We start from the raw sequence: 14,956 nt of genomic DNA, 5'->3' as shown, positions 1-14,956 counted from the left end.
GGCCGGATCCGCCTGGGGGCCGGCCCTCGGGTCACTGCTGCGGTGGGTGGTTCCGGGGTGTCAGATCCAGTCCAGGGACCACAGCCGGAACACGCCGTTGCCGTCGGCCAGGTACTGGCCGCCGCCGATGCTCGCGTCGGCGACGACGTACTCCTTGCGCTGCCACAGCGGGATCACCGGCACCTCGTCGGCGACGGTCTGCTGGAGGTTCTTGAAGTCGTCGGCGACCTGGGTGCGGTCGGCGTACTGCTGGCTGTCGGTGATGTAGCGGTCGACGGCCCTGTTGCTGTAGCCGGTGTTCATGGTGGAGCCGGTGCCGACGAGCGGACCCGCGTAGGTGTCCGGGTCGGGATAGTCGGCGACCCAGCCGACGGCGTACGCGTCGAGCTTGCCGCTCGCCCAGCGCTTCTGGAAGTCGGTCCACTCGTAACCCTTGACGTTCACCTTGAACAGACCGGAGGCCTCCAGCTGCCGCTTGAGCTCCTTCGCCTCGGCCGCGGCGGCACCGCTGCCCAGGCCGTAGCCGTAGGTGAAGCTGACCGGGATGCCGACACCGGCCTGCTGAAGCAGCGTGCGGGCCTTCGCCGCGCTCTGCGTGGGGTAGGTGTCGAAGAAGGACGTCGTGTGGCCGGTGAGGCCGGCCGGGATGAGCGAGTACAGCGGGTCGACCGTGCCGTCGTACACGGTCGCGGCGAGCTGCTCCCGGTTGACCAGCCAGGCCATCGCCTTGCGCACGTCCACCGAGTGCAGCGGCGAGGACGCGCGGGTGTTGAAGTACAGGTTGCGGGTGTCGGAGCTGTCGGCCTCGGTGACCCGCATCTCGGGGTCGCTGGCGTTGAGGGAGGCCAGGACGGCGGGCGGCAGCTGCCGGCTCGCCACGTCGATCTCCTTGGCCTTCCACCCCTTCTCCAGGGCGTCCGGGTCGGCGTAGTAGCGCAGTTCGACGGGCGAGCCGGTCTTCACCGCGCCGCGGTAGCGCGTGTTGGGTTCGAGGTCGGCCCGCTTGCCCTTCGTGTACGACGTCAGCGTGTACGGGCCGGTGCCGTCCACGGCGGTGCCGGCGCGCAGGCCGTCGGCCGGGTAGCGGGTGTGGTCCACGATCGAGCCGGCGCCGGTGGCCACCTTGAACGGGAAGGTGGCGTCCGGGGTCGTCAGATGGAACGTGACCTTCAGCCCGTCGGCGTCCACGGACTTCAGGGTGGACAGCAGCGAGGACGGACCGACATCGGCCTTGATCTTCTTGACCCGGTCGAAGGAGAACTTCACGTCCTCGGCGGTCATCTTGCGGCCGCTGGGGAAGGTGAGGTCGTCCCGCAGCTCGCAGGTGTACGTCGTCAGGCCGCCCTTCGGGAAGGAACAGCTCTTGGCGGCGTCCGGGACCGGCGAGACGCCGCCCGGCTCGTACGTCAGCAGCGACTGGAAGACGTTGTTGAACAACGCCCAGGAACCGGCGTCGTAGGCGCCCGCCGGATCGAGTGACGTGATGGTGTCCGTCGTGCCCACGGTGATGGTGGCTTCGCTGTCCTGCTGCGACGGCAGCAACTGCCAGCCGCCCACTCCGACGACGGCGAGAACCAGCAGTGCCACGAGGATCCGCATGCGAACCGAGCGCATGGTGATGTCCTGCCTCCCCCGGGCCACAAGAAGGCCCAGTACTACACAGAAAGCCACCCCCCTTGGTGGCGGGGCTCACCTAACCACACGTGTTTCAGCGGGCGGAAGAGACTTCTGGGTAGATGAGAAAGAACTTACCGACGCCCTGTTTCCACGGGATTTCACAGCGAACTCCCATACTCCGGCTCACGCCTGACGGGACGCCAGTTCGATGACCGTGATGTCCGAGGGCGCGCCCACGCGGGTGGGCGGCCCCCAGGCGCCAGCGCCCCGGGAGACGTAGAGCTGGGTGTCGCCGTAGCGGTCCAGGCCGGCCAGGGTCGGGTTCGCCGCCTCGGCGATCAGGTTGCCGGGGAAGAGCTGGCCGCCGTGGGTGTGGCCGGAGAGCTGGAGGTCGACGCCGTGGCGTACCGCGTCGTGGATCTGGACGGGCTGGTGGGCGAGGAGCACGCACGCGCGCGTGGTGTCCCGGTCGCCGAGGGCCTTGCCGAAGTCGGGGCCCTGGCCCTCGCTCTCCCCCGCGATGTCGTTGACGCCGGCCAAGTCGAACCAGGGGAGTTCGGTGCGCTCGTTCTCCAGGGGGTCCATTCCGAGGCGGCGCACCTCCTCGACCCACTGCGCGGCGCCGGAGAAGTACTCGTGGTTGCCGGTGACGAAGAAGCTGCCGTGCCGGGCCTTCAGCCGCGCGAGCGGGGCGGCCGCCGGGCCCAGGTCCTTCACACTGCCGTCGACGAGGTCGCCGACGACGGCGATCAGGTCGGGCTGGGTGCCGTTGATCGTGTCGACGACCTTCCGCGCGAAGTCGCGGCCGAGCACCGGGCTGAGGTGGATGTCGCTGACGACCGCGATCCGGTAGCCGTGGGCGGTGCGCGGAAGCTTGGCCAGCGGGACGGTGACCCGCTTCACCTTCGGACCGCGCAGCACCCCGTAGGTACCGGCGCCGACGGTCCCCACGGCCACCGCGGCGGCCGCGCCCCCGACCACCCGGGAGACGAAGAGACGCCGCGAGGGGGCACGGTTTTCGGCCGCTTCGGAAGCGGGGGTGGGCCGCCCCGGCCCCTCGGGAACAAGGCCGGACCGCTCCGCCGCCACCGGCGCGGGGGCGGCCTGTCCGGACCCCTCCGGAGCGAGGGCGGACCGCCCGGCCGCCGCGGAGGCGGGGGCCGACTCCTCGGCCGACGCACCCGGCCGCCCGGCCGCCTCGGGAACAAGGCCGGACCGCTCCGCCGCCACCGGCGCGGGGGCCGGCTTCCCAGCCGACGAACCCGGCCGCCCGGCCGTCACGGGGGCAAGGCCGGACCGCTCCGCCGCCACCGGCGCGGGGGCGGCCTGTCCGGACCCCTCGGGAGCGAGGGCGGACCGCCCGGCCGCCGCGGAGGCGGGGGCCGACTCCTCGGCCGACGCACCCGGCCGCCCGGCCGCCTCGGGAACAAGGCCGGACCGCCCGGCCGCCGCGGAGGCGGGGGCCGACTCCTCGGCCGACGCACCCGGCCGCCCGGCCGCCTCGGGAACAAGGCCGGACCGCCCGGCCGCCGCGGAGGCGGGGGCCGACTCCTCGGCCGACGCACCGGGCCGCCCGGCCGCCTCGGGAACAAGGCCGGACCGCTCCGGCGCCACCGGCGCGGGGGCCGGCTTCCCAGCCGACGCACCCGGCCGCCCGGCCGTCACGGGCGCGGGGGCCGGTGACTCCGGCTGCCCGGTCCGTGAGCCCGGGGCGGTCGGAACCGGTCGGTTCGTCGGCTCGGTGCGGGCCGCTGCCGGTTCCAGCCGCTCGGCCCGTCGGTCCAGGAAGCGGCGCAGCAGGGGTCGTACGAGCTCGCCCGCCACGACCCCCAGCAGCAGGTAGATCGACAGGGCGAGCCAGAGGAAGCCCGGCCAGGCCAGGGTGCGCTGGAGCCAGAAGGGGGCGCCGGTGCGCTCCGCGACGAGGGCGCCGATCGCCAGGGCCCAGCCGCCCGCGATCAGCACGGCGCCGCCGCGGCGCGCCGGGCCGGGACCGCTGGTGGTGTCCCTGAACAGACGGCGCCACAGGTACCAGTTGGCGCCGGCCAGGACCGTCAGCGCGAGCAGCGCGAAGAGGATCACCATCGGCTAGGACGTCCGGCGCAGTGCGCGCAGACCGCGCAACCCGATGACCCCGATGGCCGTCCCCAGAAGGAAGGAGACGACGGCGAGCGTCAGGTGCACCCAGAAGTACGCGGTGGGGTGCCCGTCGTCGAAGGCGAGACCGCTGCCGTCCTTGACCAGATTCTTGACGAAAGTGACCCAGATGACCCAGCTCCACACCCCGAAGGCGAGCAGGAACCAGGAGAGGGGGCGGCTGAGCTTCATGGGTTCAGTATCGCCGTCGGGTGTCCGGTTCGATGACCGGGGTGGGGAGGGCGGCGGGACTTCCCGTCGGCCGCCAGGTACGTTCTGCGTCGTGCCCGCACCCATGAAGCAGACCGTCAGGCGATCCCTGCTGGTCACCGCAGCGTCCCTCACCTCTCTCGCGCTGGCCGCGCCCGTCTCCCTCGCCGCGCCGAGTCCGACCCCCTCCAAGAGCCCGTCCCCCTCGGCCACTCCCCCGGCGACCATGTCCTCGGTCGGCGGCGCCCGGCTCGGGCAGGCCGGGACGCAGGTGGCGCTCGCCGGGGACGCGCCGGTGGTGCCGAAGGACCTCACCGCGCGGTCGTGGATCGTCGCGGACGCGGAGTCGGGCGAGGTGCTGGCGGCGCACAACGCGCACTGGCGGCTGCCCCCGGCGAGCACGATGAAGATGCTGTTCGCGGACACCGTGCTGCCGAAGTTCCCGCGGACCACCGAGCACAAGGTGGTGCCGAAGGACCTGGAGGGCATCGGGTCGGGCTCCAGCCTGGTGGGGATAAAGGAGAACGAGACCTACTCGGTGCACGATCTGTGGCTGGGCGTGTTCCTGCGCTCGGGCAACGACGCCGTGCATGTGCTGTCCTCGATGAACGGCGGGGTCGCGGGCACCGTCAAGGAGATGAACCAGCACGCCGAGGAGCTCCAGGCCCTCGACACGCATGTGGTCTCGCCCGACGGCTACGACGCGCCGGGCCAGGTCTCCTCCGCTTACGACCTGACGCTGATCGCGCGTTCGGGGCTGCAGAAGAAGGACTTCCGGGAGTACTGCTCGACGGTCTCGGCCAAGTTCCCGGGCGAGACGAAGAAGAACAAGAAGGGCAAGAAGGTCCGTTCGTCCTTCGAGATCCAGAACACCAACCGGCTGCTGGCCGGCGACTACGACATCTCGCAGTACCCGGGCATCGCGGGCGTCAAGAACGGCAACACCACCAACGCGGGCGCGACCTTCACCGGGGTGGCGGAGCGAGCCGGGCGGGTGCTGCTCGTCACGGTGATGAACCCGGAGAAGAGCGACCACAACGAGGTCTACAAGGAGACGGCGAAGCTGTTCGACTGGGGGTTCGCGGCGGCGGGGAAGGTGACGCCGGTGGGCGAGCTGGTCCCGCCGCAGTCGGCGGCGCCCAGCGCGCAGGCCAGTGCGCAGCCGGGCGCGAACCCGTCCTCGGGCGCGTCCCCGGCGGCCGGCCGGGGCGGCACCTCGCAGCAGCCGGTGGCGAGTGCGGTCGCCGACGACGGCGCTCGCGGCATGTGGACCGCGCTGGGCATCACCGGCGGGGTGCTGGTGCTGCTGGCCGCCGGCGCGTACGTCGTCAACCGCCGCTGGCCGCTCCCGGAGCTGGTACGCCGTCGCCGCTGACGTCCTCGTCGAAGGCGCTCTCGGGTGCGCTGCCCGTGGCGGTCCAGGCGGCGCTGTACAGGACCAGTTTCGAGGTGAGGTTGATCCACAGGAGCAGGGCGATGGGGACGCCGAAGGCGCCGTACATGCTCTTGCCCGCCACGTTCTGCATATAGCCGCTGAGCAGCAGCTTGAGCAGTTCGAAGCCGACCGCGCCGATCAGTGCGGCGACGATCAGACGGCGGCGGGTGGGCTCGACTCCGGGCAGCAGGGTCAGGACATAGAGGAGGAGCAGGAAGTCGGCGAGGACGGCGATGGTGAAGGCGGCGACCCGCAGCAGGATGCCGCCCCAGCCCGCCTTGTCGATGCCGAGGGCGTCGGTGATCCGGCCGACCAGGGCGGAGGCGACGGTGGAGAGGGCGAGGGTGGCCAGGACCGCGCCGCCGAGACCGACCAGGATGCCCGCGTCCTTGCCCTTGCTCAGGACCGGGTTCTCCTCCTTGTCGGGCAGCTCCCACACCGCGCGCAGACAGTCCCGCATCTGACCGACCCAGCCGATGCCGGTGAACAGCAGCAGGGCGCCGGCGATCAGGCCGACGGTGCCGGCGTTCTGCACCAGGTCGTGGACATTGAGCTGGTCGGAGATGCCGGGGACCTGGTCGGCGATCTTGTCCTGGAGTTCCTGCTGCTGGGACTCACTGAGGGTGGCGGCGGCGATCGCGGCGGCCAGGGTGAGCAGCGGGAACAGCGCGATGAAGCTGATGAACGTCATCGCGGCGGCGAGCCGGGTCCATTTCACCCGGTCCAGGCGTTCGTACGACCGCCACGCGTGCGTGGCCATGAGGCGGGTGACCCACGGCCCGACGCCGGGAAGCTTCTTCAGCCAGTCCATGATCCGACTCTGCCCTGCTCGGCGGGAATGACGCGAGAGACGGGGGCCGAGTACCCCGGAAGAACTGCGGCAATATTGGGTGACATCCCATTAATCACCCATTTCGGGGAGCAGGGATAGGTTTCAGGACTCATCACCCATAACAGGGCGATACGGTCGCCTGCATGCCTGCCGAGACCGTCTCCGTCACCGGATGGGGCCGCACCGCTCCCTCCGCCGCCCGGCTGATCCGCCCCCGGACCTACGAGGAGGCGGTGGCCGCGGTCCGGGACTGCGGCGTCCGCGGGGGTATCCCGAGGGGGCTCGGACGGGCGTACGGGGACGCGGCGCAGAACGCGGGCGGAGCGGTGTGGGACATGACCGGCCTGGACCGGATCCATGTCGTCGACGTGGCCGGCGGGACCGTGCTGTGCGACGCGGGCGTCTCGCTGCACCGGCTGATGGAGGTGCTGCTGCCGCTCGGCTGGTTCGTGCCGGTGACCCCGGGCACCCGGTACGTCACCGTCGGCGGGGCGATCGGCGCCGACATCCACGGCAAGAACCATCACGTCCGCGGCTCCTTCGCCCGGCATGTGCTGTCCTTCGAGCTGCTCACCGCCGACGGCGCCATCCGCACGGTGGCCCGCGGCACCCCGCTGTTCGACGCGACCGCCGGCGGCATGGGCCTGACCGGGGTGATCCTCACGGCCACCGTCCGGCTCCAGCCCGTCGAGACGTCCCTGATGACGGTCGACACCGAACGCGCCGCCGACCTCGACGACCTGATGGCCCGGCTGACCGCCACCGACCACCGGTACCGCTACTCCGCCGCCCGGATCGACCTCCTCGCCCGCGGGGCGGCCACGGGGCGCGCGGTGCTCACCCGGGGCGACCACGCGCCCCTGGACGCGCTGCCCGCCCGCGCCCGCAGCGCACCGCTCGCCTTCCGTCCCTCCCGGCTCCCGCCCGCGCCGGCCGCCCTGCCGGGCGGACTGCTGAACCGGGCGACCGTCGGGCTGTTCAACGCGCTCTGGTACCGCGCGGCGCCCCGCGCGCGGACCGGCGAACTCCAGCCGCTGTCCGCGTTCTTCCACCCCCTCGACGGCGTCCCGCACGGGAACCGCGTCTACGGCAGGAACGGCTTCGTGCAGTACCAGTTCGTCGTCGGACACGGCCACGAGGACGCCCTGCGCCGGATCGTGGCCCGGATCGGCGCGCACCGCTGCCCGTCCTTCCTCGCCGTCCTCAAGAGGTTCGGGGACGCCGACCCCGGCTGGCTCTCCTTCCCCCGCCCCGGCTGGACCCTCGCCCTGGACGTCCCGGCCGCCCTGCCGGGCCTCGCCGCCCTCCTCGACGAGCTGGACGAGGAGGTGGCCGCCGCCGGCGGACGCGTCTGCCTCGCCAAGGACTCCCGGCTGCGCCCCGAACTGCTCACCGCGATGTACCCGCGCCTGGCCGACTTCCGCGCACTGCGCGCGGAGCTGGACCCGCGCGGGGTGCTCGTCTCGGACCTCGCCCGCCGTCTCGCCCTCTGAAGCACCTCTGAAGCCCCCTGAAACCCCAGGAGTTGCCGTGCAGGACGCCTTCGGTCTCCCCCAGTCCCTCCTCGTCCTCGGCGGTACGTCGGAGATCGCGCTGGCGACCGCGCGCCGGCTGATCGCCCGCCGCACCCGCACGGTGTGGCTGGCCGGACGCCCCTCCCCCGCCCTGGAGTCGGCGGCCGCCGGCCTGCGCGCCCTCGGCGCCGACGTCCGTACCGTCGCCTTCGACGCCCTCGACCCCGACCGCCACGAGGCCGTCCTCGGCCAGGTGTTCGCCGAGGGCGACATCGATCTCGTGCTGCTCGCCTTCGGCGTCCTCGGCGACCAGGCGCACGACGAGCGCGCCCCCTCGGCGGCGGTGCGGGTCGCGCAGACCAACTACACCGGCGCGGTGTCGGCGGGTCTGGTGAGCGCCCGCGCACTGCAGACGCAGGGCCACGGGGCGCTCGTCGTGCTCTCCTCCGTCGCCGGGGAGCGCGCCCGCCGCTCGAACTTCATCTACGGCTCCAGCAAGGCCGGCCTGGACGCGTTCGCGCAGGGGCTGGGGGACGCGTTGCAGGGGACCGGCGTGCACGTCATGGTCGTACGGCCCGGGTTCGTGCGGACGCGGATGACGGCGGGACTGCCCGAGGCGCCGCTCGCGACCACGCCCGAGGAGGTGGCGGCGGCGGTGGAACTGGGGTTGCGGCGGCGGTCGGAGGTGGTGTGGGTGCCGGGAACGCTGAGGGTGGTCATGGCGGGGTTGCGGCATGTCCCTCGGGGGGTGTTCCGGCGGCTGCCTGTCTAGCCCCCTGAAAAGCGTGTCGCCCTCAGCGTGTCGGCAAGGTGTCCCGGTCCGCGTGAGCCGTCTGCGGGGGGATCACCGGGCCGCCGAAGGGATACTCGCGGAGCTGGCGCCAGACCCCGTCGGGGCCCTGTTCGTGCAGGGCGAAGCCGGTGCAGGACCAGTCGGCCTCGTAGCCGGAGAGATCCTCGAAGGCCCGGTCCATGGCCTCCTCGTCGATGCCGTGCGCCACGGTGACATGCGGGTGGTACGGGAACAGCAGCTCGCGCACCAGCGGACCGGCGGGGTCCCGGACGAGCTGCTGGAGCCAGGCGCAGACCTCGGCGCCCTCGACGACCTTCAGGTACACCACCGGTGACAGCGGGCGGAAGGTGCCGGTGCCGCACAGCCGCATCGGGAAGGGGCGGCCGGTCGCGGCGACCTCGATGAGGTGGGCGTCGACGGCCGGCAGGTCGCTCGCCTCGATCTCCGTCGGCGGCAGCAGCGTGACATGCGTGGGGATGCCGTGAGCAGCGGCGTCGCCGAAGCCCGTGCGCCGCTCCTGGAGCAGGCTGCCGTGAGGCTCCGGGACCGCGATCGACACGCCGATCGTTACGGTCCCCACGTCGTCTCCTGTCGTCGTGCCGGGTTCGTACGCAGTCGTACGGCTATCGACTGTACGGCCACGGCTGTGCTCTGGGCAGGCGCAAGAGAAGTGATGTGCAGCGCTCTGCCCGGTGGAACATCTGTGTGGTGCGCCTGTGATGCTGCTGAGCGCCGTCAGTGCTTCGCGGGCAGGAAGCCGACCCTCTCGTACGCCTGGGAGAGCGTCTCCGCGGCGACGGCGCGGGCCTTCTCGGCGCCCTTGGCGAGGATCGAGTCCAGCGTCTCCGGGTCGTCCAGATACTGCTGGGTGCGGTCCCGGAACGGGGTGACGAAGTCGACGACGACATCCGCGAGGTCGGTCTTCAGGGCGCCGTACATCTTGCCCTCGTACTCCTGCTCCAGCTGCGCGACGCTCTTGCCGGTGAGGGTGGAGTAGACGGTGAGCAGGTTGCTGACGCCCGGCTTGTTCTCCAGGTCGTAGCGGACGACCGTGTCGGTGTCCGTGACCGCGCTCTTGACCTTCTTCGCGGTGGCCTTCGGGTCGTCGAGCAGGTTGATGAGGCCCTTCGGCGTGGACGCCGACTTGCTCATCTTGATCGACGGGTCCTGGAGGTCGTAGATCTTCGCCGTCTCCTTGAGGATGTACGGCTTGGGGATGGTGAAGGTCTCGCCGAAGCGGCCGTTGAAGCGCTCGGCGAGGTCACGGGTCAGCTCGATGTGCTGGCGCTGGTCCTCGCCGACCGGGACCTCGTGGGCCTGGTAGAGGAGGATGTCCGCGACCTGGAGGATCGGGTACGTGAACAGGCCGACGCTGGCGCTCTCGGCACCCTGTCGGGCGGACTTGTCCTTGAACTGGGTCATCCGGGACGCCTCGCCGAAGCCGGTGAGGCAGTTCATGACCCAGGCGAGCTGGGCGTGCTCGGGGACGTGGCTCTGCACGAAGAGGGTGCAGCGCTCGGGGTCCAGACCGGCCGCGAGGAGCTGGGCGGCGGCCAGCCGGGTGTTGGCCGTGAGGTCCTTCGGGTCCTGCGGGACCGTGATCGCGTGCAGGTCGACGACCATGTAGAAGGCGTCGTGGGACTCCTGGAGGGCCACCCACTGGCGGACGGCGCCGAGGTAGTTGCCCAGGTGGAACGAGCCGGCGGTGGGCTGGATGCCGGAGAGCACGCGGGGTCGGTCTGAGGCCATGTTCATCATTGTCTCAGAGAGCGGTGAGTGGTTTCGGTGCGCGGGGAGCTGCGGCGCCGTCGTGGCTCGTCGCGCCCCGCGGCGGAGCCGCAAATGATGCGGCCCCGCGCCCCTTGAGAACGCCTTCAGCCCAGGTCGATCTCCGGGTACAGCGGGAAGCCCGCCACCAGGTCCGTCGCGCGCCGGGAGATCTCCTCCGCCACCTTCGCGTCCAGGACGTGACTCGCCTTGCTCGGCGCGCCGGACTTCGTCGTGCCCTGCTCGGTGGTGGTGAGGACACGGTCGATCAGGCCCGCGACCTCGTCCATCTCCGCCGTGCCGAGGCCGCGGGTGGTCAGGGCGGGGGTGCCGATGCGGATGCCCGAGGTGTACCAGGCGCCGTTCGGGTCGGCGGGGATCGCGTTGCGGTTGGTGACGATGCCCGAGTCGAGGAGGGCCGCCTCGGCCTGGCGGCCGGTGAGGCCGTAGGAGGAGGCGACGTCGATCAGGTTGAGGTGGTTGTCGGTGCCGCCGGTGACCAGGGTGGCGCCCCGGCGCATCAGGCCCTCGGCCAGCGCGCGGGAGTTGTCGACGATCCGCTGGGCGTAGTCCTGGAAGGCGGGCTGCCGGGCCTCCGCCAGGGCGACGGCCTTGGCGGCCATCACGTGCGGGAGCGGGCCGCCGAGGACCATCGGGCAGCCGCGGTCGACCTGGTCCTTGAGGGAGTCGTCGCACAGGACCATGCCGCCGCGCGGGCCGCGCAGGGACTTGTGGGTGGTCGTGGTGACGATCCGGGCGTGCGGGACCGGGTCGAAGTCGCCGGTCAGGACCTTGCCGGCGACCAGGCCCGCGAAGTGCGCCATGTCGACCATCAGGGTCGCGCCGACCTCGTCGGCGATCTCGCGCATGATCCGGAAGTTCACCAGACGGGGGTACGCGGAGTAGCCGGCGACGATGATCAGCGGCTTGAACTCCCGGGCCTGGGCGCGCAGGGCGTCGTAGTCGATGAGGCCGGTCGCGGGGTCGGTGCCGTAGGAGCGCTGGTCGAACATCTTGCCGCTGATGTTCGGGCGGAAGCCGTGGGTGAGGTGGCCGCCCGCGTCCAGGGACATGCCGAGCATGCGCTGGTTGCCGAAGGCCTGGCGCAGCTCCGCCCAGTCGGCCTCGGTGAGGTCGTTGACCTGGCGGGCGCCGGCCTTCTCCAGGAAGGGGACCTCGACGCGGTCGGCGAGGACGGCCCAGAAGGCGACCAGGTTGGCGTCGATGCCGGAGTGCGGCTGGACGTAGGCGTGCCGGGCGCCGAAGAGCTCGCGGGCGTGCTCGGCGGCGAGCGCCTCGACCGTGTCGACGTTGCGGCAGCCGGCGTAGAAGCGGCGGCCGACGGTGCCCTCGGCGTACTTGTCGCTGAACCAGTTGCCCATCGCGAGGAGGGTGGCCGGGGAGGCGTAGTTCTCGGAGGCGATCAGCTTGAGCATCTCGCGCTGGTCGTGGACCTCCTGGCCGATGGCGTCGGCGACGCGCGGCTCGACGGCGCGGATCACGTCGAGGGCGGCGCGGAAGGCGGTGGACTCGGTGGACAGGGGGGCGGACTCGGCAGACATTCGGGACCTCCGGACATGCGTTCGGCGTTCACGGTTCGGCCCAGGCGCACGGCACTCTGCTGCTCACGGGCCGCTCCCCGATGGTCCGTCCCATCCCAGCGCGCCAGTCACGGCCCGCGGCCAGCCTACCGGCCACGCACGCGGGGGAAGGCGTCGCGTCCACCATGCGAGCGACCCGGGAAGGGCGCACGCTGGAGGTCCCGGGAGGTCCCGTGACCACGACCGAGGCGCTGATCGCCGCCGCCGACGCGCACAGCGCGCACACCTATCACCCGCTGCCGGTGGTGATCGCCACGGCCGAGGGGGCGTGGATGACGGACGTGCGCGGGCGGCGGTATCTGGATCTGCTGGCGGGCTACTCGGCGCTGAACTTCGGGCACGGCAACCGGCGGCTGGTCGAGGCGGCGAAGGCGCAGCTGGAGCGGGTGACGCTGACGTCGAGGGCGTTCCACCACGACCGGTACGCCGCGTTCTGCACCGAGCTGGCCGCGCTGTGCGGCAAGGAGATGGTGCTGCCGATGAACACGGGCACGGAGGCGGTGGAGACGGCCGTGAAGACCGCCCGGAAGTGGGGCTACCGGGTGAAGGGGGTCCCGGCGGAGACGGCGAAGATCGTCGTCGCCGGCCACAACTTCCACGGCCGTACGACGACGGTCGTCAGCTTCTCCACCGACCCCGAGGCCCGGGCGGACTACGGGCCGTACACACCCGGATTCGCGATCGTCCCGTACGGGGACGTCACGGCAATGCGGGCGGCGGTGACGGACAACACGGTGGCGGTGCTGCTGGAGCCCGTCCAGGGCGAGGCGGGGGTGATCGTCCCGCCGGAGGGCTATCTGCCGGCGGTGCGGGAGCTGACCCGGGAGCGCGGGGTGCTGTTCGTCGCCGACGAGATCCAGTCGGGGCTCGGCCGGACGGGGCGGACCTTCGCGTGCGAGCACGAGGGGGTCGTACCGGATGTGTATGTGCTGGGGAAGGCGCTCGGGGGCGGGATCGTGCCGGTGTCGGCGGTGGTGGCGGACGCGGCGGTGCTCGGGGTGTTCCGACCCGGGGAGCACGGGTCGACGTTCGGCGGGAATCCGCTGGCGTGCGCGGTCGCGCTGGAGGTGATCGCGATGCTGCGGACGGGCGAGTACCAGGAGCGGGCCGCGCTCCTCGGGGAGCGGCTGCACCGGGAGCTGGGGGTGCTGGCCGGCACCGGGCGGGTGACGGCGGTGCGCGGGCGCGGGCTCTGGGCGGGCGTGGACGTGGCGCCGGAGTACGGGTCGGGGCGGGAGGTGGCGGAGCGGCTGATGGGCCGGGGCGTCCTGGTGAAGGACACCCGCGGCCCGACGATCCGCGTCGCACCGCCCCTGGTCATCACCGAGCGGGACCTAAACTGGGGGCTGGAGCAGCTCCGGGCCGTGCTGGGGCTCGGGCCGTAGGCCGTCAGAGGATCACGTGCGGGACGAAGCGGGCGTACTCGTCGGTGATCAGGCCCGAGGACTCGCGGATGCCGAGGCCCGCCGACTCCCCCGCCACGACCCACGCGCCGAGGACGACGTGGTTGCCGTCGAAGGCGGGCAGCGGGGCGAGCTGCTGGTAGCAGCAGGGTTCGTCGGTGCGTACGACGGGGTCGGCGCCCTTTCCGTGGATCGTGACGCCGGCCCCCTCCCGGCCGAGCAGGGGCTTGGCCACGTACCCGGTGGTGGCGGCCAGCTCACGGGGGCCGTCGAGATGGGCGGGCAGGAGGTTCGGGTGGTCCGGGTACAGCTCCCACAGGACGGCGAGCAGGGCCTTGTTGCTGAGCAGCATCTTCCAGGCGGGCTCGATCCACATCGTCGTCCCCGTGCCGCCGCCGTTGTCGAGGGTGTCGAGGACATGGCCGGCGAACCGGTCGGTGGTGAGCCATTCCCAGGGGTAGAGCTTGAAGCAGCTGCGGATGAACCGGAGCCGGTGGTCGACGAAGCGGCCGGAGAGCCGGTCGAAGCCGATGTCCTCGACGGGGATGAACGCCGTGTCGAGGCCCGCCTGTTCGGCGGTCTCCTTCAGATAGGCGACCGTCATCAGGTCCTCGCCGAGTTCGTCGGCGGTGGAGTGCGCGAAGTAGAGCGGGCCGCCGGGCGGCAGCAGCGGGGCCTGCTTGCGCCAGGCCTCGACCAGGCGTTCGTGCAGGGAGTTCCACTGGTCGGCGCCCGGGAAGCGCTCCTCCATCCAGAACCACTGCGCGGAGGCCGCCTCCACGAGGGAGGTCGGGGTGTCGGCGTTGTACTCCAGGAGCTTCGCCGGGCCCGTGCCGTCGTAGCGCAGGTCGAAACGGCCGTAGACGGACGGCAGTTCGGCGCGCCGGTGCCAGGCCTCGGTGACGGCGGCGGCCACGCGCGGGTCGGTGATGCCGAGGTCGGCCAGGCGGCCGGCGGTGACCAGGTGGTCCGCCGCCGCCAGACACATCCGGTGCAGCTCCTCGACGGTCTCCTCCAAGGCCTCGACCTCGTCGAGGGTGAAGGCGTAGTACGCGCTCTCGTCCCAGTAGGGGCGCAGGCTGCCGTCGGGGTGGCGGGTGAGCGGGTAGACGAGGCCCTGCTCCTCGACCGTCTCCTGCCAGCCGGGGCGGGGCTCGATGGTGTGGCGCTGCATGGCGTACGGCCGCTCAGCCGCCGCTGCTGCCGGAGCCGGAGCAGCCGAAGCCGCCCCGGTCGACGGCCTCGCTCTTGCTGAAGGTTCCGTAGTCGGCCCAGCCGCCGTCGACGTCGGCGTCGTAGTACCAGTCGGCGTCGGTCTTCGCGGCCGTGCCCGAGGTCTTCCTGCCCTTGCCGGAGGTGGAGCCGGAGGTGGAGGACTTGCAGTTCTTGTCGGCGACGACCTTGTAGCCGTAGAGCGAGTCGTAGCTGTCGCGGTCGACGCAGCGGCGGTCCGGGTCGGAGCCGCAGGAGGTGAGGGCGGCGGCGACCACGCCCATACCGCCGAGTACGACCGTGCTGGACCGCAGGCGCCTGCGTGATTCCGCCATGTCCCCGTCTCCCCGTTGCCGTCTTTACCTCGCCCCTACGGCGATTTCCGGCCGCCAGCCTAAAGATCGGTGAGAGAGCGCGCACACCGGCCCCCCGGTGG

13 protein-coding genes and 1 riboswitch are annotated in these 14,956 nt (G+C 72.0%); of the genes, 4 read left to right on the top strand and 9 right to left on the bottom strand.

The annotated features are described in order from the left end of the window. Positions 1-60: 60 nt before the first annotated feature. The 3 genes from ACYQ8Q_RS28560 to ACYQ8Q_RS28550 all read right to left on the bottom strand — a co-directional run bounded on the left by ACYQ8Q_RS28560 (position 61) and on the right by ACYQ8Q_RS28550 (position 3,945). Positions 61-1,614, bottom strand: a complete 1,554-nt coding sequence (locus tag ACYQ8Q_RS28560) for an ABC transporter substrate-binding protein (RefSeq protein ID WP_460068719.1) — start codon at positions 1,612-1,614, stop codon at positions 61-63. A 186-nt stretch (positions 1,615-1,800) separates the two neighbouring features. After that, positions 1,801-3,282, bottom strand: a complete 1,482-nt coding sequence (locus ACYQ8Q_RS28555) for a metallophosphoesterase (RefSeq protein ID WP_460073516.1) — start codon at positions 3,280-3,282, stop codon at positions 1,801-1,803. A gap of 423 nt (positions 3,283-3,705) precedes the next feature. Further along, positions 3,706-3,945 (bottom strand): SCO4848 family membrane protein, encoded by a 240-nt coding sequence (locus ACYQ8Q_RS28550; RefSeq protein ID WP_460068718.1) that lies wholly within the window; start codon positions 3,943-3,945, stop codon positions 3,706-3,708. Here ACYQ8Q_RS28550 and ACYQ8Q_RS28545 point away from each other — a divergent pair. Beyond that, entirely contained in the window at positions 3,884-5,338 is a 1,455-nt protein-coding gene (locus ACYQ8Q_RS28545; RefSeq protein WP_460068717.1) for a D-alanyl-D-alanine carboxypeptidase, read from the top strand. The genes ACYQ8Q_RS28550 and ACYQ8Q_RS28545 overlap by 62 nt on opposite strands. Here ACYQ8Q_RS28545 and ACYQ8Q_RS28540 read toward each other — a convergent pair. After that, entirely contained in the window at positions 5,292-6,209 is a 918-nt protein-coding gene (locus ACYQ8Q_RS28540) for a YihY/virulence factor BrkB family protein (RefSeq protein WP_460068716.1), read from the bottom strand. The genes ACYQ8Q_RS28545 and ACYQ8Q_RS28540 overlap by 47 nt on opposite strands. Positions 6,210-6,373: 164 nt before the next feature. On the opposite strand from ACYQ8Q_RS28540, the gene ACYQ8Q_RS28535 reads away from it, so the two are divergent. After that, positions 6,374-7,723 (top strand): FAD-binding protein, encoded by a 1,350-nt coding sequence (locus tag ACYQ8Q_RS28535; protein ID WP_460068714.1) that lies wholly within the window; start codon positions 6,374-6,376, stop codon positions 7,721-7,723. 37 nt (positions 7,724-7,760) lie between these two features. Beyond that, entirely contained in the window at positions 7,761-8,516 is a 756-nt protein-coding gene (locus ACYQ8Q_RS28530; protein WP_460068713.1) for a decaprenylphospho-beta-D-erythro-pentofuranosid-2-ulose 2-reductase, read from the top strand. A gap of 22 nt (positions 8,517-8,538) precedes the next feature. Here ACYQ8Q_RS28530 and ACYQ8Q_RS28525 read toward each other — a convergent pair whose 3' ends face one another. The 3 genes from ACYQ8Q_RS28525 to ACYQ8Q_RS28515 form a co-directional block, all read right to left on the bottom strand. Continuing rightward, entirely contained in the window at positions 8,539-9,117 is a 579-nt protein-coding gene (locus ACYQ8Q_RS28525; RefSeq protein WP_460068712.1) for a 2'-5' RNA ligase family protein, read from the bottom strand. 155 nt (positions 9,118-9,272) lie between these two features. After that, the gene (gene trpS / locus ACYQ8Q_RS28520) at positions 9,273-10,286 is read right to left on the bottom strand and encodes a tryptophan--tRNA ligase (RefSeq protein WP_460068711.1); all 1,014 of its coding nucleotides are present in this window, start codon (positions 10,284-10,286) and stop codon (positions 9,273-9,275) included. 125 nt (positions 10,287-10,411) lie between these two features. Next, positions 10,412-11,866, bottom strand: coding sequence for a glycine hydroxymethyltransferase (locus ACYQ8Q_RS28515; protein ID WP_460068710.1), 1,455 nt, complete (start codon positions 11,864-11,866; stop codon positions 10,412-10,414). Positions 11,867-11,897: 31 nt separating this feature from the next. Beyond that, positions 11,898-11,987: riboswitch (ZMP/ZTP riboswitch) on the bottom strand. A gap of 43 nt (positions 11,988-12,030) precedes the next feature. On the opposite strand from ACYQ8Q_RS28515, the gene rocD reads away from it, so the two are divergent. Further along, a complete protein-coding gene (rocD, locus tag ACYQ8Q_RS28510) occupies positions 12,031-13,290 on the top strand; it encodes an ornithine--oxo-acid transaminase (protein WP_460068709.1) in 1,260 nt (419 codons plus the stop codon). Positions 13,291-13,294: 4 nt separating this feature from the next. Here the strand turns inward: rocD and ACYQ8Q_RS28505 are convergent, their stop codons facing one another. Both ACYQ8Q_RS28505 and ACYQ8Q_RS28500 read right to left on the bottom strand, forming a co-directional pair. Continuing rightward, the gene (locus ACYQ8Q_RS28505) at positions 13,295-14,482 is read right to left on the bottom strand and encodes a glutathionylspermidine synthase family protein (protein ID WP_460068708.1); all 1,188 of its coding nucleotides are present in this window, start codon (positions 14,480-14,482) and stop codon (positions 13,295-13,297) included. A gap of 13 nt (positions 14,483-14,495) precedes the next feature. Continuing rightward, positions 14,496-14,855: a hypothetical protein gene (locus tag ACYQ8Q_RS28500; protein ID WP_460068706.1), complete on the bottom strand. Its 360-nt coding sequence runs from the start codon at positions 14,853-14,855 to the stop codon at positions 14,496-14,498. Between the last annotated feature and the right edge of the window lie 101 nt (positions 14,856-14,956).

The sequence above is a fragment of the Streptomyces sp. YKOK-I1 genome (genome assembly GCF_054660435.1).
The sequence above is the reverse complement of the archived record's forward strand: the minus strand, read 5'-3'. Positions and strand labels throughout refer to the sequence as shown.